This window comes from Streptomyces sp. NPDC002669 (assembly GCF_042889165.1).
In the GTDB taxonomy this organism is placed as follows: domain Bacteria; phylum Actinomycetota; class Actinomycetes; order Streptomycetales; family Streptomycetaceae; genus Streptomyces.
Window position 1 is genome coordinate 1 of record NZ_JBIAQQ010000008.1, and the last position, 23,652, is coordinate 23,652.

Genomic DNA, 23,652 nt, shown 5'->3' on the forward strand with positions numbered 1-23,652 from the left:
GTCGGCGCGTCCGTCCGCGCCCACGTCACCAGCGCCACCCCCACCCCCCCCCCCGCGGCGGCCGCCCGGGCCCCCCCCCCCCCACACCCACCCCCCCCCCCCCCCCCCCCCCCCCCCCCCCCCCCCCCCCCCCCCGACTGCACGAGTACTGCGGGTGTTGCGCTCAGCCCCGGTCGGACTTGAGTGCCTCCATCGCCCGCTCGGTCACGTCGGTGACCTTGCCGAGCGCGGAGATGGTGACCACCAGGCCCTGGGACCGGTAGTAGTCGATGATCGGCTCGGTCTGGGTGTGGTAGACCTCCAGCCGGGTGCGGACCGTCTCCTCGGTGTCGTCGTCCCGCTGGTACAGCTCGCCGCCGCAGACGTCGCAGACGCCCTCGGTCTTCGGCGCGTTGTACTCCACGTGGAAGACGTGCGAGCCGTCGTTCCGGCAGATCCGGCGGCCGGCGATGCGCTTGACCACCTCGTCCTCGGGGACCTCCAGGTCCAGGACCGCGTCGAGCTTGGTGCCCTCGTCCTTGAGCATGGCGTCGAGTGCCTCGGCCTGGCCCACGTTGCGCGGGAAGCCGTCCAGCAGGAAACCGCCCTCGGCGTCCGGCTGGGACATGCGGTCCTTGGCCATCCCGATGGTGACCTCGTCCGGCACCAACTGACCGGCGTCCATGTAGGCGCGGGCCTGCTTGCCAAGGTCGGTGCCCTGGCTGATGTTGGCACGGAAGAGATCGCCCGTGGAGATCTGCGGAATCGACAGGTTCTTGGCAAGGTACGCAGCCTGCGTTCCCTTGCCGGCACCGGGCGGCCCGACGAGGACGATTCGCATCAGCGGAGGAACCCTTCGTAATTGCGCTGCTGGAGCTGACTCTCGATCTGCTTCACGGTCTCCAGCCCCACACCCACGATGATCAGGATGCTCGTCCCGCCGAACGGGAAGTTCTGGTTGGCACCGTTGAAACCTGCCAACGCCATCGTCGGCACAAGAGCGATCAGACCCAGGTACAGCGAGCCCGGCCAAGTGATCCTGTTGAGCACGTAGCTCAGGTACTCGGCAGTAGGTCGACCTGCCCGGATACCCGGGATGAAGCCACCATACTTCTTCATGTTGTCGGCGACTTCCTCGGGGTTGAACGAAATCGCCACATAGAAGAAGGCGAAGAAGACGATCAGGAGGAAGTAGGCCGTGATGTAGTACGGGTGGTCGCCCTTGACGAAGTGGTCCTGGATCCATGTCGCCCAGCCCGCGGTGGAGTTGGAGAACTGGACGATCAGGGCGGGGATGTAGAGCAGCGAAGAAGCGAAGATGACGGGAATCACACCCGCCTGGTTCACCTTCAGCGGGATGTACGTCGAGGTACCGCCGTAGGAACGACGGCCGATCATGCGCTTCGCGTACTGCACCGGGATGCGGCGCTGGGCCTGCTCGACGAAGACGACGAGGCCCACCATCACGAAGCCGATCAGGATGACGGTGCCGAACTCGATCCAGCCGTCGGCCAGCTTGCCGCTGGTCTTGATGGCCCACAGGGCGCCGGGGAAGCTGGCGGCGATCGAGATGAACATCAGGATCGACATGCCGTTGCCGATGCCGCGGTCGGTGACGAGCTCACCGAGCCACATGACGGCCGCGGTGCCCGCGGTCATCGTGATGACCATCACGATGGTGGTGAAGATCGACTGGTTGGGGACGATCTGGTTGGCGACCGGGCAGCCGCTGAAGAGCGCGCCGCTGGTGGCGACGGAGACCAGGCCGGTGCCCTGGAGGATGGCGAGCGCGACGGTCAGGTAACGCGTGTACTGCGTGATCTTGGCCTGGCCGGACTGCCCCTCCTTCTTGAGTGCCTCGAGTCGGGGAATCACCACGGTGAGCAGCTGAAGGATGATGCTGGCCGTGATGTACGGCATGATGCCGAGCGCGAAGATCGTGATCTGCAGCAGCGCACCACCGCTGAACATGTTCACCAGGCCGAAGAGGCTGTTGTTGCCCTTACTGGCCTGATCCACACAGATCTGGACGTTCTCGTAGCTCACTCCCGGTACCGGGATGTGGGCCCCGAGTCGGTAGATCACGATGATGCCGAGCGTGAAGAGCAGCTTCTTGCGCAGGTCGGGCGTCTTGAACGCCCGGGCGAACGCGGTGAGCACGGTGCCTCCTGCGACCCCCGCGCAATGCGAAGAGGTGACGGTCTTGAGGTTCGACGAATAGGTAAACGGTCAAAGGTCCCGGGCAGTGCCCAGGGGGTACCACACAACAACGCACGCCACCTTACCGGCGACCATGCCCCCCTAGGAACGACCAACCGGGGATGCCCCATATGAGAGGCATCCCCGGTCGGATGTTCAGGCCATCGAGTTGTCTCAGACGAGCTCGGTGACGGTACCGCCGGCGGCGGTGATCTTCTCCTTGGCGGAGCCGGAGACGGCGTCAACCGAAACCTGCAGCGCCACGGAGATCTCGCCCTGTCCGAGGACCTTGACGAGGTGGTTGTTGCGCACGGCACCCTTGGCGACCAGGTCGGCCACGGTGACCTCGCCACCCTCGGGGTAGAGGGTCGCGAGCTTGTCCAGGTTCACGACCTGGTACTCGGTGCGGAACGGGTTCTTGAAGCCCTTGAGCTTCGGGAGGCGCATGTGGAGGGGCATCTGCCCACCCTCGAAGCGCTCCGGAACCTGGTAACGGGCCTTGGTGCCCTTGGTGCCACGACCGGCGGTCTTACCCTTGGACGCCTCACCACGACCCACACGGGTCTTGGCGGTCTTGGCGCCCGGGGCGGGCCGGAGGTCATGGGCCTTCAGCGGCTTGTTCTCCGCCATGTCAGTCGACCTCCTCAACCGTCACGAGGTGGCGGACGGTGTGCACCATGCCGCGGAACTCGGGGCGGTCCTCCTTGACGACCACGTCGTTCAGGCGCTTCAGCCCGAGCGAACGAAGGGTGTCGCGGTGGTTCTGCTTGCTGCCGATGTACGACTTCGTCTGCGTGATCTTGAGGCGAGCCATTACGCACCCGCTCCCGCACGCGCACGAAGCAGAGCCGCGGGGGCGACGTCCTCGAGCGGCAGACCGCGGCGGGCCGCGATCTCCTCGGGACGCTGCAGGCCCTTGAGGGCCTCCACGGTCGCGTGCACGATGTTGATCGCGTTGTCGGAGCCGAGCGACTTCGACAGGATGTCGTGGACGCCGGCGCACTCCAGGACGGCGCGCACCGGGCCACCGGCGATAACACCGGTACCGGGGGAAGCAGGCTTCAGCAGGACGACGCCCGCAGCCTTCTCGCCCTGGATCGGGTGGGGGATGGTGCCCTGGATGCGCGGGACCTTGAAGAAGTTCTTCTTGGCCTCTTCCACGCCCTTGGCGATGGCCGCGGGAACTTCCTTGGCCTTGCCGTAGCCGACACCGACGGTGCCGTCACCGTCGCCCACCACGACCAGCGCGGTGAAGCTGAAGCGACGACCACCCTTCACAACCTTGGCGACGCGGTTGATCGCGACGACGCGCTCGACGTACGCGGTCTTCTCGGCGGCAGCTGCGCCGCCGTCACGGCCCTTCCGGTCCCGCCGCTCGCCGCCACCGGCACCGCTTCCGCGGCGCTGGGGTCCAGCCATTGGATTTACCTCTCTCTGTTACGTCCGCTGTGCGTAGGAACCGGGCTCAGAACTTCAGACCGGCTTCACGGGCGGCGTCAGCCAGAGCGGCAATCCGCCCGGCGTACTGGTTACCACCGCGGTCAAACACGACGGCCTCGACGCCTGCGGCCTTGGCGCGCTCAGCGACCAGGGCGCCGACCTGCTTGGCCTGGGTGCTCTTGTCGCCCTCGCCACCACGGATGGAGGCGTCCAGGGTCGACGCCGACGCGAGCGTGTGGCCCGCGATGTCGTCGATGACCTGAGCGACCATGTGGCGGTTGGACCGCGTCACGACCAAGCGCGGGCGCTCCGGCGAACCGGAGATGTGCTTGCGGACACGGATGTGGCGACGCTTGAGGGCGGCACGCTTGTAGGCGTCGCCCTTGGCGATCTTCACGCCGTATGCCATGGCTACTTACCAGCCTTTCCGACCTTGCGGCGGATGACCTCGCCGGCGTACTTGACGCCCTTCGCCTTGTACGGGTCGGGCTTCCGCAGCTTGCGGATGTTGGCCGCGACTTCGCCGACCTTCTGCTTGTCGATTCCCTCGACGGACAGCTTGGTCGGGGACTCGACCTTGAAGGTGATGCCTTCCGGCGCCTCGACGACGATCGGGTGGCTGTAGCCCAGGGCGAACTCCAGGTTGGAGCCCTTCGCCTGGACGCGGTAACCGACACCGCTGATCTCGAGCGCCTTGGTGTATCCCTTGGTCACACCGGTGATCATGTTCGCCACCAGCGTGCGGGACAGGCCGTGGAGGGCCTTGTTCTGACGCTCGTCGTTCGGGCGGGTGACGTTGAGAACGCCGTCCTCACCCTTGGTGACCTCGATCGGCGACGCGACGGTGTGCGTGAGGGTGCCCTTGGGACCCTTCACCGCGACCGTGCGGCCATCGATGGTGACGTCCACACCGGCGGGAACCTGGATGGGGAGCTTGCCGATTCGCGACATGAGCTATTCCTCCGTTCCCGACTACCAGACGTAGGCGAGGACTTCCCCACCTACGCCCTTCTTGCTGGCCTGCTGGCCGGTCAGGAGACCGTGGGACGTGGAGATGATCGCCACGCCCAGGCCGCCGAGGACCTTCGGCAGGTTGGTGGACTTTGCGTAAACACGCAGACCCGGCTTCGAGATGCGCTTGATGCCGGCGATCGAGCGCTCGCGGTTCGGGCCGAACTTCAGCTCGAGGACGAGGTTCTTGCCGACCTCGGCGTCCTCGACCTTCCAGCCGGTGATGAAACCCTCCTGCTTGAGGATTTCCGCGATGTGCGACTTGATCTTGCTGTGCGGCATCACGACGGAGTCGTGGTACGCCGAGTTCGCGTTGCGCAGACGCGTGAGCATGTCTGCGATGGGATCAGTCATGGTCATGAATTGGCCTTCGGCCTCTCTCGCCGGGGTTTCCTGTATGCGCCATCCCTCTCCCCACTCAGTGGCGGGACGGGTGCGGTGCGGGGACCTACGGCGTAGTAAGTCGGTCTTGGGCGGCAGGCGCCCAACCCTTCAAGCCTACGGCATGAAAGGCGGGGCTCCTGCCGACCAGATGCTTACCGAGAGCTTCCGGGTACTTCCAACGCCCAGGGGGCGAGGGAGAGTTACCAGGAGCTCTTGGTCACGCCCGGCAGCTCGCCACGGTGAGCCATCTCACGGAGGCACACGCGGCACAGGCCGAACTTGCGGTAGACGGAGTGGGGCCGGCCGCAGCGCTGGCAGCGGGTGTACCCGCGGACGCCGAACTTCGGCTTACGGGCGGCCTTAGCGATCAGAGCCTTCTTCGCCACGGTCAGTTCTCCTTGAACGGGAAGCCGAGGTGACGAAGGAGGGCACGACCCTCGTCGTCGTTGGTCGCCGTGGTGACCACGGTGATGTCCATGCCCCGGACCCGGTCGATCTTGTCCTGGTCGATCTCGTGGAACATGACCTGCTCCGTGAGACCGAAGGTGTAGTTGCCACGGCCGTCGAACTGCTTCGGCGACAGACCGCGGAAGTCACGGATACGCGGCAGCGCGAGCGACAGCGTACGGTCCAGGAACTCCCACATCCGGTCACCGCGGAGGGTGACGTGGCAGCCGATCGGCTGGCCCTCGCGCAGCTTGAACTGCGCGATGGACTTGCGGGCCTTGGTGACGGCCGGCTTCTGGCCGGTGATCGTGGTGAGGTCGCGCACGGCGCCGTCGATCAGCTTGGAGTCGCGGGCGGCGTCGCCCACACCCATGTTGACCACGATCTTGACCAGGCCGGGGATCTGCATGACGTTCTCGTAGGAGAACTCCTCACGCAGCTTGCCGGCGATTTCCTCGCGGTAGCGCGTCTTGAGACGCGGCGCAGTGGTGGCAGTCATCAGATGTCCTCACCGGTCCGCTTGGCAACGCGGATCTTGTTGCCCTCGTCGTCGAAGCGGTAGCCGACGCGGGTGACGACCTTCTTGCCGTCCTTCTCCACAACCAGCTGTACGTTGCTGACGTGAATCGGGGCCTCGGTGGTGACGATGCCGCCGGTCTGCGAACCGCGAGCCGTCTGACCGGCCTTGGTGTGCTTCTTGACCCGGTTGACACCCTCGACGAGGACACGGTCCTGAGCCGGGTAGGCCACGATGACCTTGCCCTGCTTGCCCTTGTCCTTACCGGTGATGACCTGGACCAGGTCGCCCTTCTTGATCTTCATGCTTACAGCACCTCCGGCGCGAGCGAGATGATCTTCATGAACTTCTTCTCGCGCAGTTCCCGGCCCACGGGGCCGAAGATGCGGGTGCCGCGGGGGTCGCCGTCGTTCTTCAGAATGACGGCGGCGTTCTCGTCGAAGCGGATGTACGAGCCATCCTGACGACGACGCTCCTTGACGGTGCGAACGATGACGGCCTTGACGACGTCACCCTTCTTCACGTTGCCACCGGGGATCGCGTCCTTGACGGTGGCGACGATGACGTCACCGATGCCCGCGTAGCGGCGACCCGAACCACCGAGAACACGGATGGTGAGGATTTCCTTCGCACCCGTGTTGTCGGCGACGCGAAGTCGCGACTCCTGCTGGATCACGTCTATCTCCTGATCGTCTGCCGGTTCCCGGCGGGGGCCGCACAGGGTGACCTGCGCGGCTCCCCGCCGAGCCTGGCGGAACTTGCCTGAGGGGAATGCCCCTCAGGAATTACTTGGCCTTCTCGAGGATCTCGACGATGCGCCACCGCTTCGTGGCGGACAGCGGCCGGGTCTCCATCAGGAGGACGCGGTCGCCGACGCCGGCGGCGTTCTGCTCGTCGTGCGCCTTGAGCTTGTTCGTACGGCGGATGACCTTGCCGTACAGCGCGTGCTTGACACGGTCCTCGACAGCGACGACGACGGTCTTGTCCATCTTGTCGCTGACGACCAGACCCTCACGGGTCTTGCGGAAACCGCGGTCGGTGTTCGTCTCAGTCACAGTCTTCTCGCTCATCAGACGCTCTCCACCGTCTCGATGCCCAGCTCGCGCTCGCGCATCAGGGTGTAGATCCGGGCGATGTCCTTACGGACGGACTTGAGCCGACCGTGGTTCTCGAGCTGCCCGGTCGCCGCCTGGAAGCGGAGGTTGAACAGCTCTTCCTTGGCCTCGCGGAGCTTGTTGAGCAGCTCCTCGTTGCCCAGCTCGCGCAGCTCGGACGCCTTGGTTCCGGCCGACATCACGCCTCACCTGCCTCGCGCCGAACGATGCGGCACTTCATCGGAAGCTTGTGAGCAGCGCGGGTGAGCGCCTCACGAGCAATCTTCTCGTTCGGGTAGGACAGCTCGAACATCACCCGACCGGGCTTGACGTTCGCGATCCACCACTCGGGAGAACCCTTACCGGAACCCATGCGGGTCTCGGCGGGCTTCTTCGTGAGGGGGCGGTCCGGGTAGATGTTGATCCAGACCTTGCCGCCACGCTTGATGTGGCGGGTCATCGCGATACGAGCTGCCTCGATCTGGCGGTTCGTCACGTACGCCGGGGTCAGCGCCTGGATGCCGTACTCGCCGAACGCAACCTGCGTGCCACCCTTGGACATACCGCTGCGCTTCGGGTGGTGCTGCTTGCGGTGCTTGACCCTACGGGGGATCAGCATTTCGGTCAGGCCTCCGTTCCGGTGCTCTCGGCGGCCGGAGCGGCAGCGGCGGGAGCCTCGGCCTTGGGGGCCTCGGCAGCCGGGGCCGACTGCTGCTGCGGCTTGCGGCCGCGGCCGCCACGCTCGCCACCGCGGCCACGACCGGCCGGACGGTCGGCGCCGCCACGGGCCGGGCGGTTGCCGGCGCGGGCAGCGGCGTTCTCGGCGCGGACCTCGGCGATGTTCTTGACGTCGCCCTTGTAGATCCAGACCTTCACGCCGATGCGGCCGAAGGTCGTCTTGGCCTCGAAGAAGCCGTAGTCGACGTTCGCGCGGAGGGTGTGCAGGGGCACACGGCCCTCGCGGTAGAACTCCGAGCGGGACATCTCGGCGCCGCCGAGGCGGCCACCGCACTGGATCTTGATGCCCTTGGCGCCGGCCTTCATCGAGGACTGCATGCTCTTGCGCATGGCCCGACGGAAGGAGACGCGGGAGGAGAGCTGCTCGGCGACGGCCTGGGCCACCAGCTGGGCGTCCACCTCGGGGTTCTTGACCTCGAGGATGTTCAGCTGGACCTGCTTGCCGGTCAGCTTCTCCAGCTCGCCGCGGATGCGGTCGGCCTCGGCGCCGCGGCGGCCGATGACGATGCCCGGACGAGCGGTGTGGATGTCAACGCGGACGCGGTCGCGGGTGCGCTCGATCTCCACCTTGGAGATGCCGGCCCGCTCCATGCCCTTCGTCATCATGCGACGAATGGCGACGTCTTCCTTGACGTAGTCCTTGTACAGCTTGTCGGCGTACCAACGGGACTTGAAGTCCGTGGTAATGCCGAGCCGGAACCCGTGCGGGTTTACCTTCTGGCCCATTACCGGGTTCCTTCCTTGCTGCTGACGACCACGGTGATGTGGCTGGTCCGCTTACGGATCCGGTAGGCACGGCCCTGGGCACGCGGACGGAACCGCTTCAGGGTCGGGCCCTCGTCCACGTACGCCTCGCTGATGACCAGCGTGGAGGCGTCGGTGTGGTCGTAGTTGTGTGCAGCGTTGGCAATGGCGCTGTCCAGCACCTTGCCAACCGGCACGCTCGCGGCCTGCGGGGCGAAACGCAGGACCGCCTGAGCCTCCGTGGCATCCATGCCACGGATGAGGTCCACCACGCGGCGGGCCTTCATGGGCGTGACGCGGATGTACCGCGCCTGGGCCCTGGCTTCCATGGTTGTCCCTTCGGTGTAAGTCATGAGTCGTTCCACCCCGCGATTAGCGGCGCTTCGACTTCCGGTCGTCCTTGACGTGGCCGCGGAAGGTGCGAGTCGGCGAGAACTCGCCGAGCTTGTGGCCGACCATCGACTCGGTGACGAACACCGGGACGTGGATCTTGCCGTTGTGCACCGCGATGGTGTGACCCAGCATGGCCGGGACGATCATCGAGCGACGGGACCAGGTCTTGATGACGTTCTTGGTGCCTGCCTCGTTCTGAACTTCCACCTTCTTGATGAGGTGGCCGTCGACGAAGGGCCCCTTCTTGAGACTGCGCGGCATCTAAACCCGCTCCTAGCGCTTCTTGTTCGTCTTGCGGCGGCGGACGATGTACTTGTTCGATGCCTTCTTCGGCGAACGAGTACGACCCTCCTTCTGACCCCACGGCGAGACCGGGTGGCGACCACCGGAGGTCTTGCCCTCACCACCACCGTGCGGGTGGTCAACCGGGTTCATCGCGACACCGCGGACGGTCGGGCGGACGCCCTTCCAGCGCATGCGGCCGGCCTTGCCCCAGTTGATGTTCGACTGCTCGGCGTTGCCGACCTCGCCGATCGTGGCACGGCAGCGGGCGTCGACCAGGCGGATCTCACCGGACGGCATGCGGAGGTGGGCCATGGTGCCCTCCTTCGCCAGCAGCTGCACGGAGGCACCCGCGGAACGGGCGAACTTCGCGCCGCCGCCGGGCCGCAGCTCGATGGCGTGGATGGTCGTACCGACCGGGATGTTGCGCAGCGCCAGGTTGTTGCCGGGCTTGATGTCGGCGGCCGGGCCGTTCTCGACACGGTCGCCCTGCGTCAGGCCACGGGGGGCGATGATGTAGCGCTTCTCGCCGTCCGCGTAGTGCAGGAGCGCGATGCGCGCGGTGCGGTTGGGGTCGTACTCGATGTGCGCGACCTTGGCCGGCACGCCGTCCTTGTCGTGACGACGGAAGTCGATCACTCGGTAGGCGCGCTTGTGGCCACCGCCCTGGTGGCGAACGGTCACACGACCGGCGTTGTTACGGCCGCCCTTGCTGTGCAGGGGGCGGACCAGCGACTTCTCCGGCGTGGACCGCGTGATCTCGACAAAGTCGGCGACGCTGGAGCCACGACGGCCCGGGGTCGTCGGCTTGTACTTGCGGATACCCATTTCTCAGTCCTCGTCCGATTCCGGACGACTCGACCTCCGTCAGGAGGTCGGGCCGCCGAAGATGTCGATACGGTCGCCCTCGGCGAGGGTCACGATGGCGCGCTTCGTGTCGGCGCGCTTGCCGAAACCGGTGCGGGTGCGCTTGCGCTTGCCCTGCCGGTTGATCGTGTTGACCCCGGTGACCTTGACCGAGAAGACCGCTTCCACGGCCTGCTTGATCTGGGTCTTGTTGGAGCCGGGCGCGACGATGAACGTGTACTTGTTCTCGTCGAGCAGCGCGTAGCTCTTCTCGGAAACAACCGGCTTGACGAGAACGTCGCGCGGGTCCGTGAAGGTCTTGCTGGTAACGGTCGCCTCGCTCATCAGGCGTCGCTCCCTTCGGTCTCAGCGGTCTGGGGGCCAGACACGAAGGACTCGAAGGCGGTCTGGGTGAAGACCACGTCGTCAGAGACGATCACGTCGTACGTGTTCAGCTGGCCCGGCTCCAGGATGTGCACCTGGGGCAGGTTGCGGGCGGACAGCCACGCGGCCTCGTCGGCGCGGTCGACGACCAGGAGCAGGTTCTTGCGCTCCGAGATCTTGCCGAACAGCGTCTTGGCGGCCTTGGTGGAGACGGCACCCTCGACCACGCCGGTGACGACGTGGATGCGGGAGTGACGGGCCCGGTCCGAGAGGGCACCGCGCAGGGCGGCGGCCTTCATCTTCTTCGGGGTCCGCTGCGAGTAGTCACGCGGCTGCGGGCCGTGGACGACGCCACCGCCGGCGAACTGCGGCGCGCGGGTCGAGCCCTGGCGCGCGCGGCCGGTGCCCTTCTGGCGGTACGGCTTGCGGCCACCGCCACGGACCTCGCCGCGGGTCTTGGTCTTGTGCGTGCCCTGACGGGCAGCTGCCAGCTGAGCGACGACGACCTGGTGGATCAGCGGAACGCTGGTCTTGGCGTCGAAGATCTCCGCGGGGAGCTCGACGGTACCGGCCTTGTCGCCCGCCGGCGAAAGGATGTCAATGGTGCTCATTACCTCAAGCCCCCTTGGCCGCGGTACGGACCAGGACGAGGCCGCCGTTCGGACCGGGGACTGCGCCCTTGATGAGGAGCAGACCCTTCTCCGCGTCAACCGCGTGGATGGTCAGGTTCTGGGTGGTGACACGCTCGTTGCCCATGCGACCCGCCATGCGCATGCCCTTGAAGACACGGCCGGGGGTGGCACAGCCGCCGATGGAGCCAGGCATGCGGTGCACACGGTGGGCACCGTGGGACGCCTTGCCGCCCTTGAAGTTGTGACGCTTCATGACACCGGCGAAGCCCTTGCCCTTGCTCTTGCCCGTGACGTCGACCTTGACGCCGGACTCGAACACCTCGGCGGTGACTTCCTGGCCGAGCGTGTACTCGCTGGCGTCGGCGGTGCGGAGCTCCACCAGGTGACGGCGCGGGGTCACATCGGCCTTGGCGAAGTGACCCTTGAGGGGCTTGTTCACCTTGCGGGGGTCGATCTCGCCGAAGGCGATCTGGACTGCCTCGTAGCCGTCGGTGTCGTTGGTGCGGACCTGGGTGACGACACAGGGCCCGGCCTTGACGACGGTCACCGGGACGACCCGGTTGTTCTCGTCCCAGACCTGGGTCATGCCGAGCTTCTCGCCCAGGACGCCCTTAATGTTCTTAGCCATCTCGCGCGTCACCTCAGAGCTTGATCTCGATGTCGACGCCCGCCGGCAGGTCGAGACGCATCAGCGAGTCAACCGTCTTCGGCGTGGGGTCGAGGATGTCGATGAGGCGCTTGTGCGTGCGCATCTCGAAGTGCTCGCGCGAGTCCTTGTACTTGTGCGGCGACTTGATGACGCAGTACACGTTCTTCTCAGTGGGCAGCGGCACCGGGCCCGCGACCGACGCACCAGTGCGGGTCACCGTCTCGACGATCTTCTTCGCCGAGGAGTCGATGACCTCGTGGTCGTAGGCCTTGAGCCGGATGCGGATCTTCTGTCCCGCCATGGCTACTAGTAGTCCTGTCTCTCGCTAACGCTCTGGAACCCGGGAGCTCTGACGACTCCACCTCCGACCCACGCGGTCGGGCGTGTCGCATCCCCTCTACGCAGATCTCCCGAAGGATTTCCCAACCAAGGGGGTGCGGGCCCGAGGACCGCAGGACCGGGGGCGAAACACCCACCGGGCGCCTGGCCGGTGCCCCACTGACGCTTCCCGGAAGATTCCCGTACGTCCGACCCGCAGGGGGTCGACGAGTACTGTGGGACTCGCTTCCGGTCCTCCCGGCGGGAGGCGCGCAGCATTGACACTCAACCGAGCAACCTGGTCAGTGTGCCATACGGGGCGTGGGCCTGGCCAATCGGGCGGAGGATCTTACCCCGCGTGGTCGTCCGGTCAAACGCGGGCGCGCGGCGGTGCGCGCGGAGGCTCCGCCTCCGCCGGCCGCACCGGGTGTCGCGGGCCGTCTCTCCCCCGTTTGCCCGTTCGCTGTTTCCCGTCCGCCCGGCCGCCGCCGCTCCCGGAAATCCGGTCGAGCACCGCCCTCCCCCGCCCCTACAGTGACGGGTCGGGCAACACCGTCGGCACCAGGGGCTTGCATCATGCGTACGCACTATCCGCGCACCGCGCACCTGCCCTGGTCCCCCGGGGCCACCTCGGACGACGTGCGGATCGCGGACCTCTCCGGGCTGACCGGCCGCGAGGTCGTCGTCACCGAGAAGCTGGACGGCGAGAACACCACGCTCTACCCCGACGGACTCCACGCCCGCTCCCTCGACTCCACCCACCACCCCTCACGGGGCTGGGTGAAGGCCCTCCAGGGCCGGATCGGGGCCCGCATCCCGGCCGGACGGCGGATCTGCGGCGAGAACATGTTCGCCCGTCACTCCCTGCCGTACGACGGTCTGGAGAGCTACTTCTACGGCTTCTCCGTCTGGGACGGGGAACGGTGCCTGGACTGGGACCGGACCGTGGCGTTCCTGCGCGACCTGGGGATACCGGTGCCGCCCGTGCTGTGGCGCGGGGTGTTCGACGCCCGCGCCGAGAAGACCCTGCGGGCGCTGCGGCCGGACACCGGACGACAGGAGGGGTACGTGGTGCGCCCCGCCGACGGTTTCGACGCCCCGGACTTCGGCCGCCTGGTCGCGAAGTGGGTGCGCCCCGGGCACGTGCGGACCGACACGCACTGGATGCACGCCGCCGTGGTGGAGAACGGGCTCGGCCCGGCCGCCGCCCTGTGGGCCGTACGGTCCGGGGCCCCGGTCGACCCGGCGGCGCTGGCCGCCACGACGGGCACGGAGACCGGGGACGAGGGGGCCGCCCGCGCGATGGTCACGGCCCTCGACGCGGCGGGCCGCACGGGCGACGACCGGCTCGCCGGGGTGCTGGCCGCGCTGCTGCGCCGTTCCCCCCGCGCCGCGCTGGCGCCCGCGCTGGCCCGGACGGTGGGGATGCCGCTCGCCCGGCGCGTCGCCGACCTGGTCGGGCTCCACCCCTCGCTGCACCGCCCGTACCCGGACGAGGAGCGCCGTACGGGCCTGGTCCGGATGTCGTTCGCCGCCGATCTGCCGCTGCTGCACGCGCTGGCCGGCGCGGTCGCGGAGGACGACGCGGCCCGCGAGCAGGTGGAGTGGTCGGCGCTGCACGCGGAGGAGCTGCGGGAGCCCGAGGGGCTGCGGGACGCCTTCGCGGGCCTGGCGCCGGACGCCGCCGACCGCTGCCTGGCGCAGGCCCGCGAGGCGTACGCGCTGGGCCGGGTCGCCACTGCCGAGGAGGCGGTCGCGGCGACCTGGCGGTGGCGGTCGGGGGACTTCCCCCGCCTGGTCCACCTGGTCGGCCCGTCCGGCAGCGGCAAGAGCACCTTCGCGCGCGGACTGCCCGGGGTCGGCGCGTACGTCTCGCTGGACGACCTGCGGCTGGCCCGGGGTTCGCGCGCCAGCCAGAAGGCCAACGGCGAGGTGCTGCGCGAGGGGCTCGACCGGCTGGACGCGGCGCTCGCCGCGGGCGGCACGGTCGTCTGGGACGCCACCTCGCTCAACGCGCACCAGCGTTCCCTGGTGCACGCGGTCGCCCGGCGCCGGGACGCGCTGCTCACGCACGCCGTGGCCCTGGTCGACGAGGCGGAGCTGCTGCGCCGCAACGGCCGGCGCGACCACCCGGTGCCCCCGGAGGTGCTGGCCTCCCAGCTGCACCGGTTCGTTCCCCCGTACCCCGGCCAGGCGCACCGCACCTGGTACATCGGGGCGAGCGGAACCGTGGAGGACAGGGCGTGACGACGGAGGGCGGGGCGTAGATGCGCACCAGCGAGGAGATCTACCACCGGGTCCGCTGGGACGCCCGGTTCGACCCGGCGCGCTTCGTGCTGGGCGTGGCGCAGCGCGGGACGGTGCCCAAGCGGGTGCCGCTGCCCCGGTTCACACCGGGCGGGGACGTCCCCTGGCACCGGGTGCTGTTCTTCGAGGCGGACGGCGAGGTGGTGTGGGACCGGTCCACGGGGGTGGACCGGATCGACGCGACGGACGCCGGGCGGGTGCGCGCCCCGCGCCGGCTGCCGTCCCCGTACTTCACCTCCCGCACGCCGCACGCGTACTCCGCCCCGCGGGCCGCCTGGACGCCGGTGCCCGAGGACGCGCCCGCGCCCCCGCGGGGCTCCGGGCCCCCGACCCTGCTGACCTGGAACACCCTCTGGGACCGCTACGACAGCGACCGCATCGACACCGCCCGCCGCAGGCCGCTCCTGCTCGACGCGCTGGAGGCCGCGGACGCCGACGTCATCGCCCTCCAGGAGGCCGAACCCGCCCTGCTCGCCCTGCTGCTGGCGGCGCCGTGGGTCCGCCGGGACTACACGTTCTGGGCCGATCCGGCGGGCCGGGACGTCGCCGACTGCGGGCTGCTGCTGCTCAGCAGGTGTCCGGTACGGGAGGCGGGGCTGCACGCGCTCGGCCCGCACAAGGCGGTCGCGGCCGTCGTCGTGGAGACGTCCGACGGACCCTTCACGGTCGCGGTCACCCATCTCAGCAGCGACCACTCGTCGAACGGCGCCGGACGGCGCGCCGCCGAACTGACCGATCTCGCAACGGGGCTGGCGGCGGTCGAGGGCGACGTGGCGCTGCTCGGCGACTTCAACGACGGCGGGGACACCCCGCAGGAGCGGCTGGGGATGGCGGACGCCTGGAGCCGGGTGCACGGCGCCGGTGACCGGACGCCGACCTTCGACCCCTCGGTCAACCCGCTGGCCGCGGTCTCCTCGCTGACCGGGCGCGCGTCCCGGCTGGACCGGGTGCTGCTCCGCTCGGAGCGGCTGCGCCCGGTGGCGGCGGTGTTGCTGGGCGACACGGCGGCGCCGGACGGGCTGTACGTCTCGGACCACTTCGGGGTCCGGGTCGAGCTGGTCCGTTCCGCGGGAACGCCCGAGGCCGATGATTCGGCGGAAACGGAAGCTGCCGTCGCCGCGGAGGGCGTGCTGGCGGCGGAGATCGTGCGCCGGGTGGCCGCCGCCCTGCCCGAGGGGTGCGTCCACCTGGTCGGTTCGCGCCGCACGGGGTGCGCGCTGCCCGGCGCCGATGTGGACCTGGTCGCGGCGCTGCCGGGCGACGGGGACCTGCCGGGGGTACGGGCGCGCCTGGCCGCCGCGCTGCCGGAGGCCGTCGGGACGCGCGAGGTGGCCGGGGCCCGCGTGCCCGGTCTGCGCTTCGAGGCGGACGGGCTCCGGGTGGACCTGGTGACCGTCGCGACGGGCGATGTGCCCCCGGCCGGGGCGGTCGCCCGCCGTACCGGACTGGGTGCGGCGGCGGCCGTCGCGCTCAGCGCGGTGAGCGACGCGGACGCCGTGCTCGCGGCGGCGGGCCCGCACCGGGAGGCGTTCGTCCGGCTCGCCCGCGACGTGAAGGCGTGGGCACGGGCGCGCGGCCTGGACTCCGCCCCGTGCGGCGGGCTGCCCGGCCTCGCCTGGTCGGTGCTCGCGGCCCGTACCGCCCACGAGGCGGGCGACCTGCCGCCGCTCGCCCTGCTGCGGCACTTCTTCGCGAGCTGGGCGGCGTGGGACTGGGACCGCCCGGTCGGCGGGGAACCGCCCTCCGGCGACGCCGACGGATTCCCCCTCACCGTGCTGACCCCGACCGCCCCCGTGCGTTCCTGCACCGCGCAGGTCTCGGCGGCGGGCCGCGACCTCGTCGCCGAGGAACTGTTCCGCGCCTGGGAGATCCTGGACTCCGCCGCCGACTCCGACCCCGTGCCGCGTGCCCGGCTCTGCGCCCCGCCGCCCCTGCGCGAACGGCACGCCGCCTGGGCGGTCGTCCCGGTGCGACGGGGCGAGGACGAGGGCCGCTTCCGGGGCCGCCTCCTCGCCCTGCTCGCCGCCCTCGCCGACGCGGGCTCCCCGGACGCCCACGCCTGGCCACGGCCGTACGCCGCCGACGCCTCCCACCTCCAGTACGCCATCGGCCTCGGCCGCACCCCGCCCGCCGCGTCACGGCTGGCGGAGATCGGCGGCGAGCTGCTGCGCGGCATCCAGGGGGCGGAACTGCGCCGGGTGGACGGGGACGAGATGCGGAACCTGCGGTGAACCGCGGGACCACGCCCGCCCCGAGCCCGGCCCGAGCCCAGGCTCCGGCCCGCGGGTATCCGTCCACGAGCACCACCGCCACGGCCTGGTCCCTGCGCCCCGCGCGACCCGGGGACGTCGAGGAGCTGGCCGAGCTGCGGGCCGTCGTGATGCGTCCCGACCTGGAGCGGCTCGGGCGCTACGACGAGCATCGGGTGCGGCAGCGGTTGCGGGACTGCTACGCACCGGAACACACCTCGATCGTGGTCGTGGACGGCGCCCTCGCGGGCTCGGTCACCCTGCGCCCGGTCGGGGGCGGGCTGTGGCTGGAGAACTTCTACCTTTCCCCCACCCTCCAGGGGCACGGCATCGGCACCGCCGTGCTCCGTCCGCTGCTCGCGCGGGCCGACGAGGAGGGCGCGACCGTCCGCCTGGACGTGCTCCGGGGCAGCGCCGCCCGCGCGCTCTACGAGCGTCACGGCTTCACCGAGGAGCGGCGGGACCCGATCGACGTGTTCATGGTCCGGCCGCCGACCCGCCCGGCCTGATCCGTTCCGGGCCCCGAAGAACCGCTCAGCTGCCGCAGACGTACGAGACGAAGCCTTCCCACGCCCCCGCCGTGAAGGAGAGCCGGGGCCCCTGGCAGTCCTTGGAGTCACGGACCCGCACCGCCCCCGGGGCGGACGCGACCTCGACGCAGTCGTTCCCGTCGCCACTGCTGCTGTAGCTGCTCCTGAACCACGCCGATTCGGAGCCGTTCCCGACAGAGGTCTTCCGGATCATGTCTCCCCCAGCAGTTTTTCGATGAAGGCCGGCGATTCCCGTGGCGTCAGCGCCTGGGCCCGGATCATCCCATAGCGCATCTCAAGGATCCTGAGCTGCTTCGGATCGGAGACCGGACGGCCGCTGAACGCTCCCTCGGAACGGCCCACGGCGGTGCCGTCGGGGAATCTCAACACCTCGATCAGCCCGCCCGTCCCGGGGTGCTCCTCGCACAGGGTCGGCAGCACCTGGATCGACACGTTCCGCAACTGCCCCAATTCCAGGAGGTGTTCAAGCTGTCGGCGCCACACCGTCCTGCCGCCGACCGGACGGCGGAGCGTCACCTCTTCCTGTACGAAACTGAGCGCGGGGAGGGAAGCCCGCTCGAAGATCGACTGGCGTGCCGTGCGGGCGGCCACCACACGCTCCATCTCATCCACCGTGTAGGCGGGGAGCCACGATGCGAACAGAGCCCGCATGTGTTCCTCGGTCTGCAGAAGGCCATTGATGTTGTGGTTGTGGTAGGCCTCCAGCTCAACCGCTTTCGCCTCCAGCTTCGCCAGATCCCGGATCTTCTTCGGGTACCGGACCTCCGCCACGTCCTGCTTCATCGCGGCGATCTTCCCGCCCGCCCCCAGCACCTCGTCCGCCTTGTCCAGGAACTCCGGTCGGGGGATCCGCCGTCCACCCTCCACCTTGTAGACCAGGTCCTCCCCGTACCCCATCGCCGCGCCGAACTCGCCGGCCCGCAGCCCCGCGGCCTCCCGCCAGGCCTTGATCTGCCGCCCCACGGCGGCGACCACCGCGACGCCCGACTCGTCGTCGGGATCGACGTCCCAGCCCGGCTCGTCCGCCCCGCCGTCACCGCTCCGCTCCGTACCGACTCCGTCCACGCTCATCCGTGCCCCGCTTCCGACCGCGCCCACCGTTCCTGACCCAACCCCTGGTGTCCCCCGCACGTCACCCCGGACAGCCCGGACAACACCGGGCGAGCCCCGGACAACTCCCGTACGCGCAGGGCTCATCGCCCCTCACAGTACGGAGACCCGGTCGCGCCGGGAGACATGGTCCGAGAAGTCACCCGAACCGGATATTCCGCCTGTGTCCCGTCCCACTGCCCGGACCAGGCAACCCTCCCCCGTCGATCTTCGTCTATCCCCCCGCGGCAACCGCTCACCCCCCTCCGGCGGTCCGCACGCGAATCGGCACGCAGCACAGGGTCGCCCGACCGCCCGCTGCGGGGGAACGGACGGAGCACGGTGTGACGGATCGACCCTTGTCGCGCGCATCCCGCACGGGAACGACGCGGCGCACCCTGATGACGGCGGCGGTCGGCGCGACCGGGATCGCGGCCCTCACCTCCTGCGCGGCGCCCTCCTCGCCCCGGCGCCGCGACCCGGCCGCGGACCCCCTGCCCGGTCTGCCGATCAGCACCTCGCACCCGGCCCTGATGATGCAGTTCCTCGCCCACCCGGACGACGACCTGTACTTCATGAACCCGGACACCCAGCAGGCCCTCGACGCCGGTAACCCCCTCGTCTGCGTCTATCTGACCGGCGGCGAGGCCGACGGCGTCAACCGAATACCCGGCCGCCCGCTGCCCCCGCCCGACAAGGCCGCGTACTCCTCGTCCCGCCACCAGGGGCTCCGCCAGGCGTACGCGACCCTGCTCGGCCTCGACCGGTTCACGGCGTGGGACAAGTCCGTCGTCGAACTGCACGACGGCCACCGCGCCGAGATCAACACCCTCTCCTCCGGCGGCCGCAGGGTCGAACTGATCTTCCTCAACACCGCCATGCACACCTCGTACGGCCGCCTCGGGCTGCCCAGTCTCTGGCAGGACCGGCGGCTCGTCCTGCGCACCGTCGTCGCCGACGACTCCCCGCTGACGAAGGCGGGCTCGTACACCTACGACGGGCTGATCGACGTGCTGGTCGGGCTCCTGGACCGGTACCGGCCCAGCGTCGTGCACACCCTGGACCCGGACCCGGACATCCAGCACAGCAGCGAGGCCGTCCGCCGCCGGGACAGCGAGCAGCCGGGCTACTCCGACCACCCCGACCACACCGCCGCCGCGTCGTTCACCTGGGCGGCGCTGATCCGGTGGGTGGCGCGGTCCACCCGGGACGGCGACGGGGTACCGGCCTTCACCACCACGTCGTTCCGGGCGTACTACAACCGGCACTGGCCGAAGAACCTGCCGCCCGCGGTGCTGGCCGAGAAGGCCTCGCACCTGGTGCCCTACGGCGGCTCGGTGGACTGGCGGTGCGGCAACCCGGCGGGCTGCGGGGACTACAACGTGGGCGGCGACCGGCCGCTGACCAACCGCAAGGGCTGGGTGCGGTCCACCCACCACCGCCACCCGGGCCCCCGAGCGCAGGTCGCCGCCGGGGCGGACGGCCGGCTCACCCTGTACGGGGTGCTGGGGCTGCGCGCGGCCCGGTGGCGCGAGAGCGCGCCCGGCAGCGGGCTCTTCGAGGCAGCGGACGACCTCGGCGGCGGTCCGCTCGCCCCGGTGCTGGGCTCGGCGACGACGGCGGACGGGCGACACCTGCTGTTCGGGCTGCGGTTCGCGGCGCTCGGCGGGCACGGCTCGGACAACGAGCGCGAGATCGTGCTGCTGGAGCAGGGCGCACCGGGCGGCCCCTTCCGCGCCTGGCGCGGGCTCGGCAACCCCTCCGCCGGAGCGGACCACGGGCGGCGGATCGGCGTGCCCGTCGCCGTGGCGGCCCCGGACGGCCGCGTCCACCTCTTCGTACGGAACGCGGAGAAGGGGCTGAGCACCCGGGTGCGCGACGCGGGGTCGGGGCGCTGGAGCGAGTGGCGCGATCTGGGCGGCGGCGAGGTGCAGGACGGGCTGACCGCAGTCGTGGACACGGCGGGGTGCGTCCATGTGTACGCGGCCGGGCACCACTCCGTGCACCACTGGACCCAGGACTCCCCCGACACCGACGTCACCGCCCGTGCCCAGCTCACGGACGCTCCCACACCGGCGCACGCCCCCGGCGCGCTCCCCGCGCCGGACGGGTCCGTGGAGCTGTACTACCGGCCTGCCGCACGGTCGGAGCTCGCCGTCGTACGGTCCGGCGGCGGCCCCGCGCCCCGCTTCGGGGGGTACGGTCCGGTGACCGCCGCCGCCGCGCCGGGCGGCCCGGTCCTGCTGGGCCGGACCCCGGAGGGCCACATCCGGCTGCGGACCGCCGGGGGCTCCGCCGTACGGTCGCGGGGGCCGGTCGCCCTGGATGGCACCGCGCTCCACGTCGGCGCTGACGGGCGGCCGGTCGTCGTGGGGTTCGGGGTGGACGCCGCACCCTGGGCGTGGCGCCCGTAGAGGCGGCCGTATCCGCCCCAACTGCCGTTCCATAAGGCCGTGTTATTCCCAAACGCTAGTACCTCTGCCTCGTCGCGCTCCGGCACCCTGTTGCCCACCATCCCCCATGGACACGCCAACCCCAGCGTGTCGCGCGAAACGAGGAAGCATGCGTATATCCAGGCTCGTGCCCGCTGCCGCCGCCGCAGCGGCCTGTGTCCTCGCCCTCTTCGCACCGTCCGCGTCGGCCGCCCCGGAGCCTCCGCTCCAGGACTCCCCGCCGCCCACCACCCAGATCATCGGCGGCGGTCAGGCGACCAACGCCCCCTGGGCCGCCCGCCTCTTCTCGAACGGCAGAGAGACCTGTTCGGCGACGATCATCGCGCCCACCTGGATCCTCACCGCCAAGCACTGCGTCGCCGGCGGCGGCCTGTCGTTCCGCATCGGCAGCCTCGACCAGCACAGCGGCGGTGTGGTCGCCAACGGCACCCAGACCTACACGCACGGCTCGGACCTGGCACTGGTGCGCCTGGACCGTTCCGTGCAGGCGACCTACTCCCGCCTCGGCTCGCCCGGCTCGGTGAGCATCGGGCAGAGCGTCCAGGTCTGGGGCTGGGGCGCCACCTCGCAGTGCGGCTCCGAGGCCAACTGCCAGTCGCGCTACCTGAAGGTCGCCAACGTGACGGTCACCGGCGGCTGCAGTGACGCGTACGGCGGCTCGGCGATCTGCGCCCGGCGCGGCAACGGCATCACCGCGGGCGGCGACTCCGGCGGCCCGATGACCGCGAACGGCATCCAGGTCGGCGTCGCCTCCACCAGTGACCGGCAGACCACGACCGCGTACACGAACGTCACCGCGTACCGGTCCTGGATCCAGTCGATCGCGGGCGTCTGACCGACGCCGCCGACCGGGACGGCGGGCACCTGACCGGCCCGCCCTCCCCGTGAACCGCAGGGCCCCGGTACCTCGCCGCTCCGAGGTACCGGGGCCCGCACCCGCTCCTGGCCCCGCCCGATCCGTACCGCGTCGACGAGGATGCGGACGTGCAGCTTGCCGACCGTCGACGAGAGCTGGTCGCGTACAGTGCCGACGCCGAGGAACAGCTCGGCGACGATCTCCCGGGAGTGCCCCCTGCGGCCGGCCGCAGGACCTCGGCCTCCCGTCCGGTGGGCGGGCTGGCGCCTCGCATCCGGAGGTCGGCTCCCCGGCCGCCCGCGGCGATCCGCCGGATGGCGTCGGCGGTCCGCGCGGGGTGGCGCTCCTGAGCAGGTACCCGACGGCCCCGGTTTCCAGCGCCCGGCGCCGCGGTGACCTCGCGCACCCGGCAGGATCGGCGGAGTGCCGGCGCCGGGGGCGGTCCGGCCGCGCTGCCCGGGGCGGACGGCCCCGTCGAGCTGTTCCGCCGCGCGGCGGCGAAGGCCGCCCCGCCGACCGTACGGACCGGCCGGACGGCGGCCGGGGCCGGTCCCGGCGGCCCCGCGCACCGGGCCGTCGACCTGCCGGGCCTCGACGGGTACGGTGCGGTGGCCGTGGCCCGTACGCCGCGCGGCCCGGTGCTGCTCGGCCGTACCGCGAAGGGCCTGATCCGGCTGCGTACGCCGGACGGGACCGTCGTGCGGCGGCAGGGGCCGCCGGCGTCGGACGGACCCGCGCTCCGCGTGGGGAAGGACGGGCGGCCGGTGGTGGCCCTGGGCCCCGACGCCCCGCCCCGGGTCCGGCGCCCTGATCGGCTGTCCCGGAACCGGCCGGGGCCCCCGCCGCCCCCGGTCCCGACCGGGGTTGACCCTCGACCTGGTCAAGGGCCCAGAGTTCCGGACGTGGAGATCGACATGCGCAGCATCGGCGAGATGGCCCGTGACAGCGGACTGGGCGTGAGTGCCCTGCGGTTCTACGACGGGGCCGGCGTGCTGGTCCCGGCCCGGGTGGACCCGGACAGCGGCTACCGCTGGTACGGGCCCGAGCAGCTCGCGGAGGCCGTGCTGCTGGCCGGGCTGCGCCGGACCGGTATGCCGCTGGCGGACATCCGGCTGGTGCTGGCCGGGTGGTCCGCCGCCGACACCGAGCTGATCCGGACGCTGATGCGGACGCATCTGCACCGGCTCGAAACAGGTCTGTCCGATGCCCGTGCCGAGTTCTCCAGGATCCGAGCCGTACTCGAACGCAGGGAGAACCCCATGGCCTCGCTCCGCACCACAACGCTCCGATCGGCCGTTTCCGGCCCCGGGCTGGCCGCCGCCCTGGACGCGGTCCGCTTCGCCGCCGGCACCGACCCCGAGCTCCCCATGCTTCACGGCGTCCTGTTCGACTTCGAGGACGACGGGCTCCGGGTCGTGGCCACCGACCGCTACCGGCTGGCCGTCGCACACACCGGCACGACCGGGCACGAGGGCCCCGGCGTGCAGATCGTCGTACCGTCCCCGCTCGTCGACGCCATGCGGGCGCTGCTCACCGACGGCGCGGACACCCGCCTCACCGTGGACGGCGACCGGGTGGCCCTGGAGGCGGGCGACCGCCAGGTGGCGGGCCAGTGCCTCGATCACGGCTTCCCCGACTACCGCCGCCTCGTCCGCCTGCCGGCCGGGCGCCGCGTGACCGTCGACGTCCCGGCCCTCCGGCAGGCCGTCGAGAACGGCCCCGTCCGTACGGACCCGGCCGGCGAACAGGACGGACCGGGCGGCGGGCTCACCCTGCTCGCACCGACCGACGAGGGCACCGTGGCCGTCCACGAGGACGCCGACGGCCACCGGGACGACCTGATCGCCCTCAACCGGGAGTTCCTGCTGCACGCCCTCGCCGCCGGGGCCCGCGACCGGCTGGTCCTGGAGCTGGGCACGCCGACCGCCCCCGTCGCGATCCGCCGGACCGACTCCGAGGACACCTTCTCCCTGCTGATGCCCGTCCGGCTGGACAACTGACCAGGGGCCCCGTACCCACACCGGAAAAGCCCCTCACACACCGAGAAACCCCCCGCACACACCGAAGGGCCCCGGTCCACCGCTCACGCG

At 70.5% G+C, this 23,652-nt stretch carries 31 protein-coding genes; 6 read left to right on the forward strand and 25 right to left on the reverse strand.

The window, feature by feature from the left end; genetic code table 11:
* Positions 1 to 163: 163 nt before the first annotated feature.
* The 23 genes from ACFYW1_RS14350 to rpsJ all read right to left on the reverse strand — a co-directional run bounded on the left by ACFYW1_RS14350 (position 164) and on the right by rpsJ (position 12,040).
* Positions 164 to 820, reverse strand: a complete 657-nt coding sequence (locus ACFYW1_RS14350; protein WP_388991435.1) for an adenylate kinase — start codon at positions 818 to 820, stop codon at positions 164 to 166.
* On the reverse strand, positions 820 to 2,139 hold the full coding sequence (gene secY / locus ACFYW1_RS14355; RefSeq protein ID WP_388991437.1) for a preprotein translocase subunit SecY: 1,320 nt from the start codon (positions 2,137 to 2,139) through the stop codon (positions 820 to 822). Before secY ends, ACFYW1_RS14350 begins: the two co-directional genes overlap by 1 nt.
* Positions 2,140 to 2,352: 213 nt before the next feature.
* Positions 2,353 to 2,808 carry a 50S ribosomal protein L15 gene (rplO, locus tag ACFYW1_RS14360; protein WP_018519290.1) on the reverse strand — a complete coding sequence of 152 codons (456 nt, stop codon included), beginning with the start codon at positions 2,806 to 2,808 and terminating at the stop codon, positions 2,353 to 2,355.
* 1 nt (position 2,809) lies between these two features.
* Positions 2,810 to 2,992, reverse strand: coding sequence for a 50S ribosomal protein L30 (rpmD, locus tag ACFYW1_RS14365; RefSeq protein WP_005313525.1), 183 nt, complete (start codon positions 2,990 to 2,992; stop codon positions 2,810 to 2,812).
* Positions 2,992 to 3,597 carry a 30S ribosomal protein S5 gene (rpsE, locus tag ACFYW1_RS14370; protein WP_072485533.1) on the reverse strand — a complete coding sequence of 202 codons (606 nt, stop codon included), beginning with the start codon at positions 3,595 to 3,597 and terminating at the stop codon, positions 2,992 to 2,994. The genes rpmD and rpsE overlap by 1 nt, the downstream gene beginning before the upstream one ends.
* 46 nt (positions 3,598 to 3,643) lie before the next feature.
* Positions 3,644 to 4,027: a 50S ribosomal protein L18 gene (gene rplR / locus ACFYW1_RS14375; protein WP_072485534.1), complete on the reverse strand. Its 384-nt coding sequence runs from the start codon at positions 4,025 to 4,027 to the stop codon at positions 3,644 to 3,646.
* Between the two features lie 2 nt (positions 4,028 to 4,029).
* Positions 4,030 to 4,569, reverse strand: coding sequence for a 50S ribosomal protein L6 (gene rplF / locus ACFYW1_RS14380; protein ID WP_148838709.1), 540 nt, complete (start codon positions 4,567 to 4,569; stop codon positions 4,030 to 4,032).
* Between the two features lie 21 nt (positions 4,570 to 4,590).
* The gene (rpsH, locus tag ACFYW1_RS14385) at positions 4,591 to 4,989 is read right to left on the reverse strand and encodes a 30S ribosomal protein S8 (protein WP_148838708.1); all 399 of its coding nucleotides are present in this window, start codon (positions 4,987 to 4,989) and stop codon (positions 4,591 to 4,593) included.
* A 224-nt stretch (positions 4,990 to 5,213) separates the two neighbouring features.
* Positions 5,214 to 5,399 carry a type Z 30S ribosomal protein S14 gene (locus ACFYW1_RS14390; RefSeq protein ID WP_003948630.1) on the reverse strand — a complete coding sequence of 62 codons (186 nt, stop codon included), beginning with the start codon at positions 5,397 to 5,399 and terminating at the stop codon, positions 5,214 to 5,216.
* Between the two features lie 2 nt (positions 5,400 to 5,401).
* Positions 5,402 to 5,959, reverse strand: coding sequence for a 50S ribosomal protein L5 (gene rplE, locus ACFYW1_RS14395; RefSeq protein WP_037688009.1), 558 nt, complete (start codon positions 5,957 to 5,959; stop codon positions 5,402 to 5,404).
* Complete coding sequence (gene rplX / locus ACFYW1_RS14400) at positions 5,959 to 6,282, reverse strand: 50S ribosomal protein L24 (protein WP_073786786.1); 324 nt, start codon at positions 6,280 to 6,282, stop codon at positions 5,959 to 5,961. Before rplX ends, rplE begins: the two co-directional genes overlap by 1 nt.
* Before the next feature lie 2 nt (positions 6,283 to 6,284).
* Positions 6,285 to 6,653 carry a 50S ribosomal protein L14 gene (gene rplN / locus ACFYW1_RS14405; RefSeq protein ID WP_003966950.1) on the reverse strand — a complete coding sequence of 123 codons (369 nt, stop codon included), beginning with the start codon at positions 6,651 to 6,653 and terminating at the stop codon, positions 6,285 to 6,287.
* Positions 6,654 to 6,762: 109 nt separating this feature from the next.
* On the reverse strand, positions 6,763 to 7,047 hold the full coding sequence (gene rpsQ / locus ACFYW1_RS14410; protein WP_073786784.1) for a 30S ribosomal protein S17: 285 nt from the start codon (positions 7,045 to 7,047) through the stop codon (positions 6,763 to 6,765).
* On the reverse strand, positions 7,047 to 7,271 hold the full coding sequence (gene rpmC / locus ACFYW1_RS14415) for a 50S ribosomal protein L29 (protein ID WP_014047786.1): 225 nt from the start codon (positions 7,269 to 7,271) through the stop codon (positions 7,047 to 7,049). The genes rpsQ and rpmC overlap by 1 nt, the downstream gene beginning before the upstream one ends.
* Entirely contained in the window at positions 7,271 to 7,690 is a 420-nt protein-coding gene (gene rplP, locus ACFYW1_RS14420; RefSeq protein ID WP_072485538.1) for a 50S ribosomal protein L16, read from the reverse strand. The genes rpmC and rplP overlap by 1 nt, the downstream gene beginning before the upstream one ends.
* Positions 7,691 to 7,695: 5 nt before the next feature.
* Complete coding sequence (gene rpsC / locus ACFYW1_RS14425) at positions 7,696 to 8,535, reverse strand: 30S ribosomal protein S3 (RefSeq protein ID WP_148838707.1); 840 nt, start codon at positions 8,533 to 8,535, stop codon at positions 7,696 to 7,698.
* Entirely contained in the window at positions 8,535 to 8,882 is a 348-nt protein-coding gene (gene rplV, locus ACFYW1_RS14430; protein ID WP_009997296.1) for a 50S ribosomal protein L22, read from the reverse strand. Before rplV ends, rpsC begins: the two co-directional genes overlap by 1 nt.
* Positions 8,883 to 8,925: 43 nt before the next feature.
* The gene (gene rpsS, locus ACFYW1_RS14435; protein WP_093540761.1) at positions 8,926 to 9,207 is read right to left on the reverse strand and encodes a 30S ribosomal protein S19; all 282 of its coding nucleotides are present in this window, start codon (positions 9,205 to 9,207) and stop codon (positions 8,926 to 8,928) included.
* 12 nt (positions 9,208 to 9,219) lie between these two features.
* The gene (gene rplB, locus ACFYW1_RS14440) at positions 9,220 to 10,056 is read right to left on the reverse strand and encodes a 50S ribosomal protein L2 (protein WP_124716938.1); all 837 of its coding nucleotides are present in this window, start codon (positions 10,054 to 10,056) and stop codon (positions 9,220 to 9,222) included.
* A gap of 39 nt (positions 10,057 to 10,095) precedes the next feature.
* On the reverse strand, positions 10,096 to 10,419 hold the full coding sequence (rplW, locus tag ACFYW1_RS14445; protein ID WP_148838706.1) for a 50S ribosomal protein L23: 324 nt from the start codon (positions 10,417 to 10,419) through the stop codon (positions 10,096 to 10,098).
* On the reverse strand, positions 10,419 to 11,069 hold the full coding sequence (gene rplD / locus ACFYW1_RS14450; RefSeq protein WP_388991445.1) for a 50S ribosomal protein L4: 651 nt from the start codon (positions 11,067 to 11,069) through the stop codon (positions 10,419 to 10,421). The genes rplW and rplD overlap by 1 nt, the downstream gene beginning before the upstream one ends.
* Positions 11,070 to 11,073: 4 nt before the next feature.
* Positions 11,074 to 11,718: a 50S ribosomal protein L3 gene (gene rplC / locus ACFYW1_RS14455; protein WP_356933861.1), complete on the reverse strand. Its 645-nt coding sequence runs from the start codon at positions 11,716 to 11,718 to the stop codon at positions 11,074 to 11,076.
* A 13-nt stretch (positions 11,719 to 11,731) separates the two neighbouring features.
* Entirely contained in the window at positions 11,732 to 12,040 is a 309-nt protein-coding gene (rpsJ, locus tag ACFYW1_RS14460) for a 30S ribosomal protein S10 (protein ID WP_003948644.1), read from the reverse strand.
* Positions 12,041 to 12,633: 593 nt separating this feature from the next.
* On the opposite strand from rpsJ, the gene ACFYW1_RS14465 reads away from it, so the two are divergent.
* The 3 genes from ACFYW1_RS14465 (at position 12,634) to ACFYW1_RS14475 (ending at position 17,122) form a co-directional block, all read left to right on the forward strand.
* The gene (locus ACFYW1_RS14465; protein WP_388991447.1) at positions 12,634 to 14,304 is read left to right on the forward strand and encodes an RNA ligase family protein; all 1,671 of its coding nucleotides are present in this window, start codon (positions 12,634 to 12,636) and stop codon (positions 14,302 to 14,304) included.
* A 20-nt stretch (positions 14,305 to 14,324) separates the two neighbouring features.
* Positions 14,325 to 16,595, forward strand: coding sequence for a poly(A) polymerase (locus ACFYW1_RS14470; protein WP_388991449.1), 2,271 nt, complete (start codon positions 14,325 to 14,327; stop codon positions 16,593 to 16,595).
* A gap of 92 nt (positions 16,596 to 16,687) precedes the next feature.
* The gene (locus tag ACFYW1_RS14475; RefSeq protein WP_388992097.1) at positions 16,688 to 17,122 is read left to right on the forward strand and encodes a GNAT family N-acetyltransferase; all 435 of its coding nucleotides are present in this window, start codon (positions 16,688 to 16,690) and stop codon (positions 17,120 to 17,122) included.
* A 25-nt stretch (positions 17,123 to 17,147) separates the two neighbouring features.
* On the opposite strand, the gene ACFYW1_RS14480 is transcribed toward ACFYW1_RS14475, so the two are convergent.
* On the reverse strand, positions 17,148 to 17,357 hold the full coding sequence (locus ACFYW1_RS14480) for a DUF397 domain-containing protein (RefSeq protein WP_388991451.1): 210 nt from the start codon (positions 17,355 to 17,357) through the stop codon (positions 17,148 to 17,150).
* Positions 17,354 to 18,235, reverse strand: coding sequence for a helix-turn-helix domain-containing protein (locus ACFYW1_RS14485; protein WP_388991453.1), 882 nt, complete (start codon positions 18,233 to 18,235; stop codon positions 17,354 to 17,356). The genes ACFYW1_RS14480 and ACFYW1_RS14485 overlap by 4 nt, the downstream gene beginning before the upstream one ends.
* Before the next feature lie 419 nt (positions 18,236 to 18,654).
* On the opposite strand from ACFYW1_RS14485, the gene ACFYW1_RS14490 reads away from it, so the two are divergent.
* The 3 genes from ACFYW1_RS14490 (at position 18,655) to ACFYW1_RS14500 (ending at position 23,562) form a co-directional block, all read left to right on the forward strand.
* Positions 18,655 to 20,667, forward strand: coding sequence for a PIG-L family deacetylase (locus ACFYW1_RS14490; protein ID WP_388992100.1), 2,013 nt, complete (start codon positions 18,655 to 18,657; stop codon positions 20,665 to 20,667).
* Between the two features lie 148 nt (positions 20,668 to 20,815).
* Positions 20,816 to 21,541 (forward strand): trypsin-like serine protease, encoded by a 726-nt coding sequence (locus tag ACFYW1_RS14495; protein ID WP_148838698.1) that lies wholly within the window; start codon positions 20,816 to 20,818, stop codon positions 21,539 to 21,541.
* Positions 21,542 to 22,476: 935 nt separating this feature from the next.
* Positions 22,477 to 23,562: a MerR family transcriptional regulator gene (locus ACFYW1_RS14500; RefSeq protein WP_388992104.1), complete on the forward strand. Its 1,086-nt coding sequence runs from the start codon at positions 22,477 to 22,479 to the stop codon at positions 23,560 to 23,562.
* The last annotated feature ends 90 nt before the right edge of the window (positions 23,563 to 23,652 follow it).

Bases quoted from the DNA above. Each gene is read 5' to 3' on its own strand.
- rpsE (WP_072485533.1), bottom strand. From the start codon at position 3,597: ATGGCTGGACCCCAGCGCCGCGGAAGCGGTGCCGGTGGCGGCGAGCGG.
- ACFYW1_RS14500 (WP_388992104.1), top strand. From the start codon at position 22,477: ATGCGCAGCATCGGCGAGATGGCCCGTGACAGCGGACTGGGCGTGAGT.
- rplV (WP_009997296.1), bottom strand. From the start codon at position 8,882: ATGGAAGCCAGGGCCCAGGCGCGGTACATCCGCGTCACGCCCATGAAG.
- rpsC (WP_148838707.1), bottom strand. From the start codon at position 8,535: ATGGGCCAGAAGGTAAACCCGCACGGGTTCCGGCTCGGCATTACCACG.
- rplB (WP_124716938.1), bottom strand. From the start codon at position 10,056: ATGGGTATCCGCAAGTACAAGCCGACGACCCCGGGCCGTCGTGGCTCC.
- rpsH (WP_148838708.1), bottom strand. From the start codon at position 4,989: ATGACCATGACTGATCCCATCGCAGACATGCTCACGCGTCTGCGCAAC.
- rpsJ (WP_003948644.1), bottom strand. From the start codon at position 12,040: ATGGCGGGACAGAAGATCCGCATCCGGCTCAAGGCCTACGACCACGAG.
- rplO (WP_018519290.1), bottom strand. From the start codon at position 2,808: ATGGCGGAGAACAAGCCGCTGAAGGCCCATGACCTCCGGCCCGCCCCG.
- rplW (WP_148838706.1), bottom strand. From the start codon at position 10,419: ATGAGCGAGGCGACCGTTACCAGCAAGACCTTCACGGACCCGCGCGAC.
- rpmD (WP_005313525.1), bottom strand. From the start codon at position 2,992: ATGGCTCGCCTCAAGATCACGCAGACGAAGTCGTACATCGGCAGCAAG.
- ACFYW1_RS14470 (WP_388991449.1), top strand. From the start codon at position 14,325: ATGCGCACCAGCGAGGAGATCTACCACCGGGTCCGCTGGGACGCCCGG.
- rplX (WP_073786786.1), bottom strand. From the start codon at position 6,282: ATGAAGATCAAGAAGGGCGACCTGGTCCAGGTCATCACCGGTAAGGAC.
- rplD (WP_388991445.1), bottom strand. From the start codon at position 11,069: ATGAGCACCATTGACATCCTTTCGCCGGCGGGCGACAAGGCCGGTACC.
- ACFYW1_RS14465 (WP_388991447.1), top strand. From the start codon at position 12,634: ATGCGTACGCACTATCCGCGCACCGCGCACCTGCCCTGGTCCCCCGGG.
- ACFYW1_RS14350 (WP_388991435.1), bottom strand. From the start codon at position 820: ATGCGAATCGTCCTCGTCGGGCCGCCCGGTGCCGGCAAGGGAACGCAG.
- rpmC (WP_014047786.1), bottom strand. From the start codon at position 7,271: ATGTCGGCCGGAACCAAGGCGTCCGAGCTGCGCGAGCTGGGCAACGAG.
- ACFYW1_RS14485 (WP_388991453.1), bottom strand. From the start codon at position 18,235: ATGAGCGTGGACGGAGTCGGTACGGAGCGGAGCGGTGACGGCGGGGCG.
- ACFYW1_RS14480 (WP_388991451.1), bottom strand. From the start codon at position 17,357: ATGATCCGGAAGACCTCTGTCGGGAACGGCTCCGAATCGGCGTGGTTC.
- rplF (WP_148838709.1), bottom strand. From the start codon at position 4,569: ATGTCGCGAATCGGCAAGCTCCCCATCCAGGTTCCCGCCGGTGTGGAC.
- rpsS (WP_093540761.1), bottom strand. From the start codon at position 9,207: ATGCCGCGCAGTCTCAAGAAGGGGCCCTTCGTCGACGGCCACCTCATC.
- rpsQ (WP_073786784.1), bottom strand. From the start codon at position 7,047: ATGAGCGAGAAGACTGTGACTGAGACGAACACCGACCGCGGTTTCCGC.
- rplP (WP_072485538.1), bottom strand. From the start codon at position 7,690: ATGCTGATCCCCCGTAGGGTCAAGCACCGCAAGCAGCACCACCCGAAG.
- rplE (WP_037688009.1), bottom strand. From the start codon at position 5,959: ATGACTGCCACCACTGCGCCGCGTCTCAAGACGCGCTACCGCGAGGAA.
- rplC (WP_356933861.1), bottom strand. From the start codon at position 11,718: ATGGCTAAGAACATTAAGGGCGTCCTGGGCGAGAAGCTCGGCATGACC.
- rplR (WP_072485534.1), bottom strand. From the start codon at position 4,027: ATGGCATACGGCGTGAAGATCGCCAAGGGCGACGCCTACAAGCGTGCC.
- ACFYW1_RS14490 (WP_388992100.1), top strand. From the start codon at position 18,655: ATGACGGCGGCGGTCGGCGCGACCGGGATCGCGGCCCTCACCTCCTGC.
- ACFYW1_RS14495 (WP_148838698.1), top strand. From the start codon at position 20,816: ATGCGTATATCCAGGCTCGTGCCCGCTGCCGCCGCCGCAGCGGCCTGT.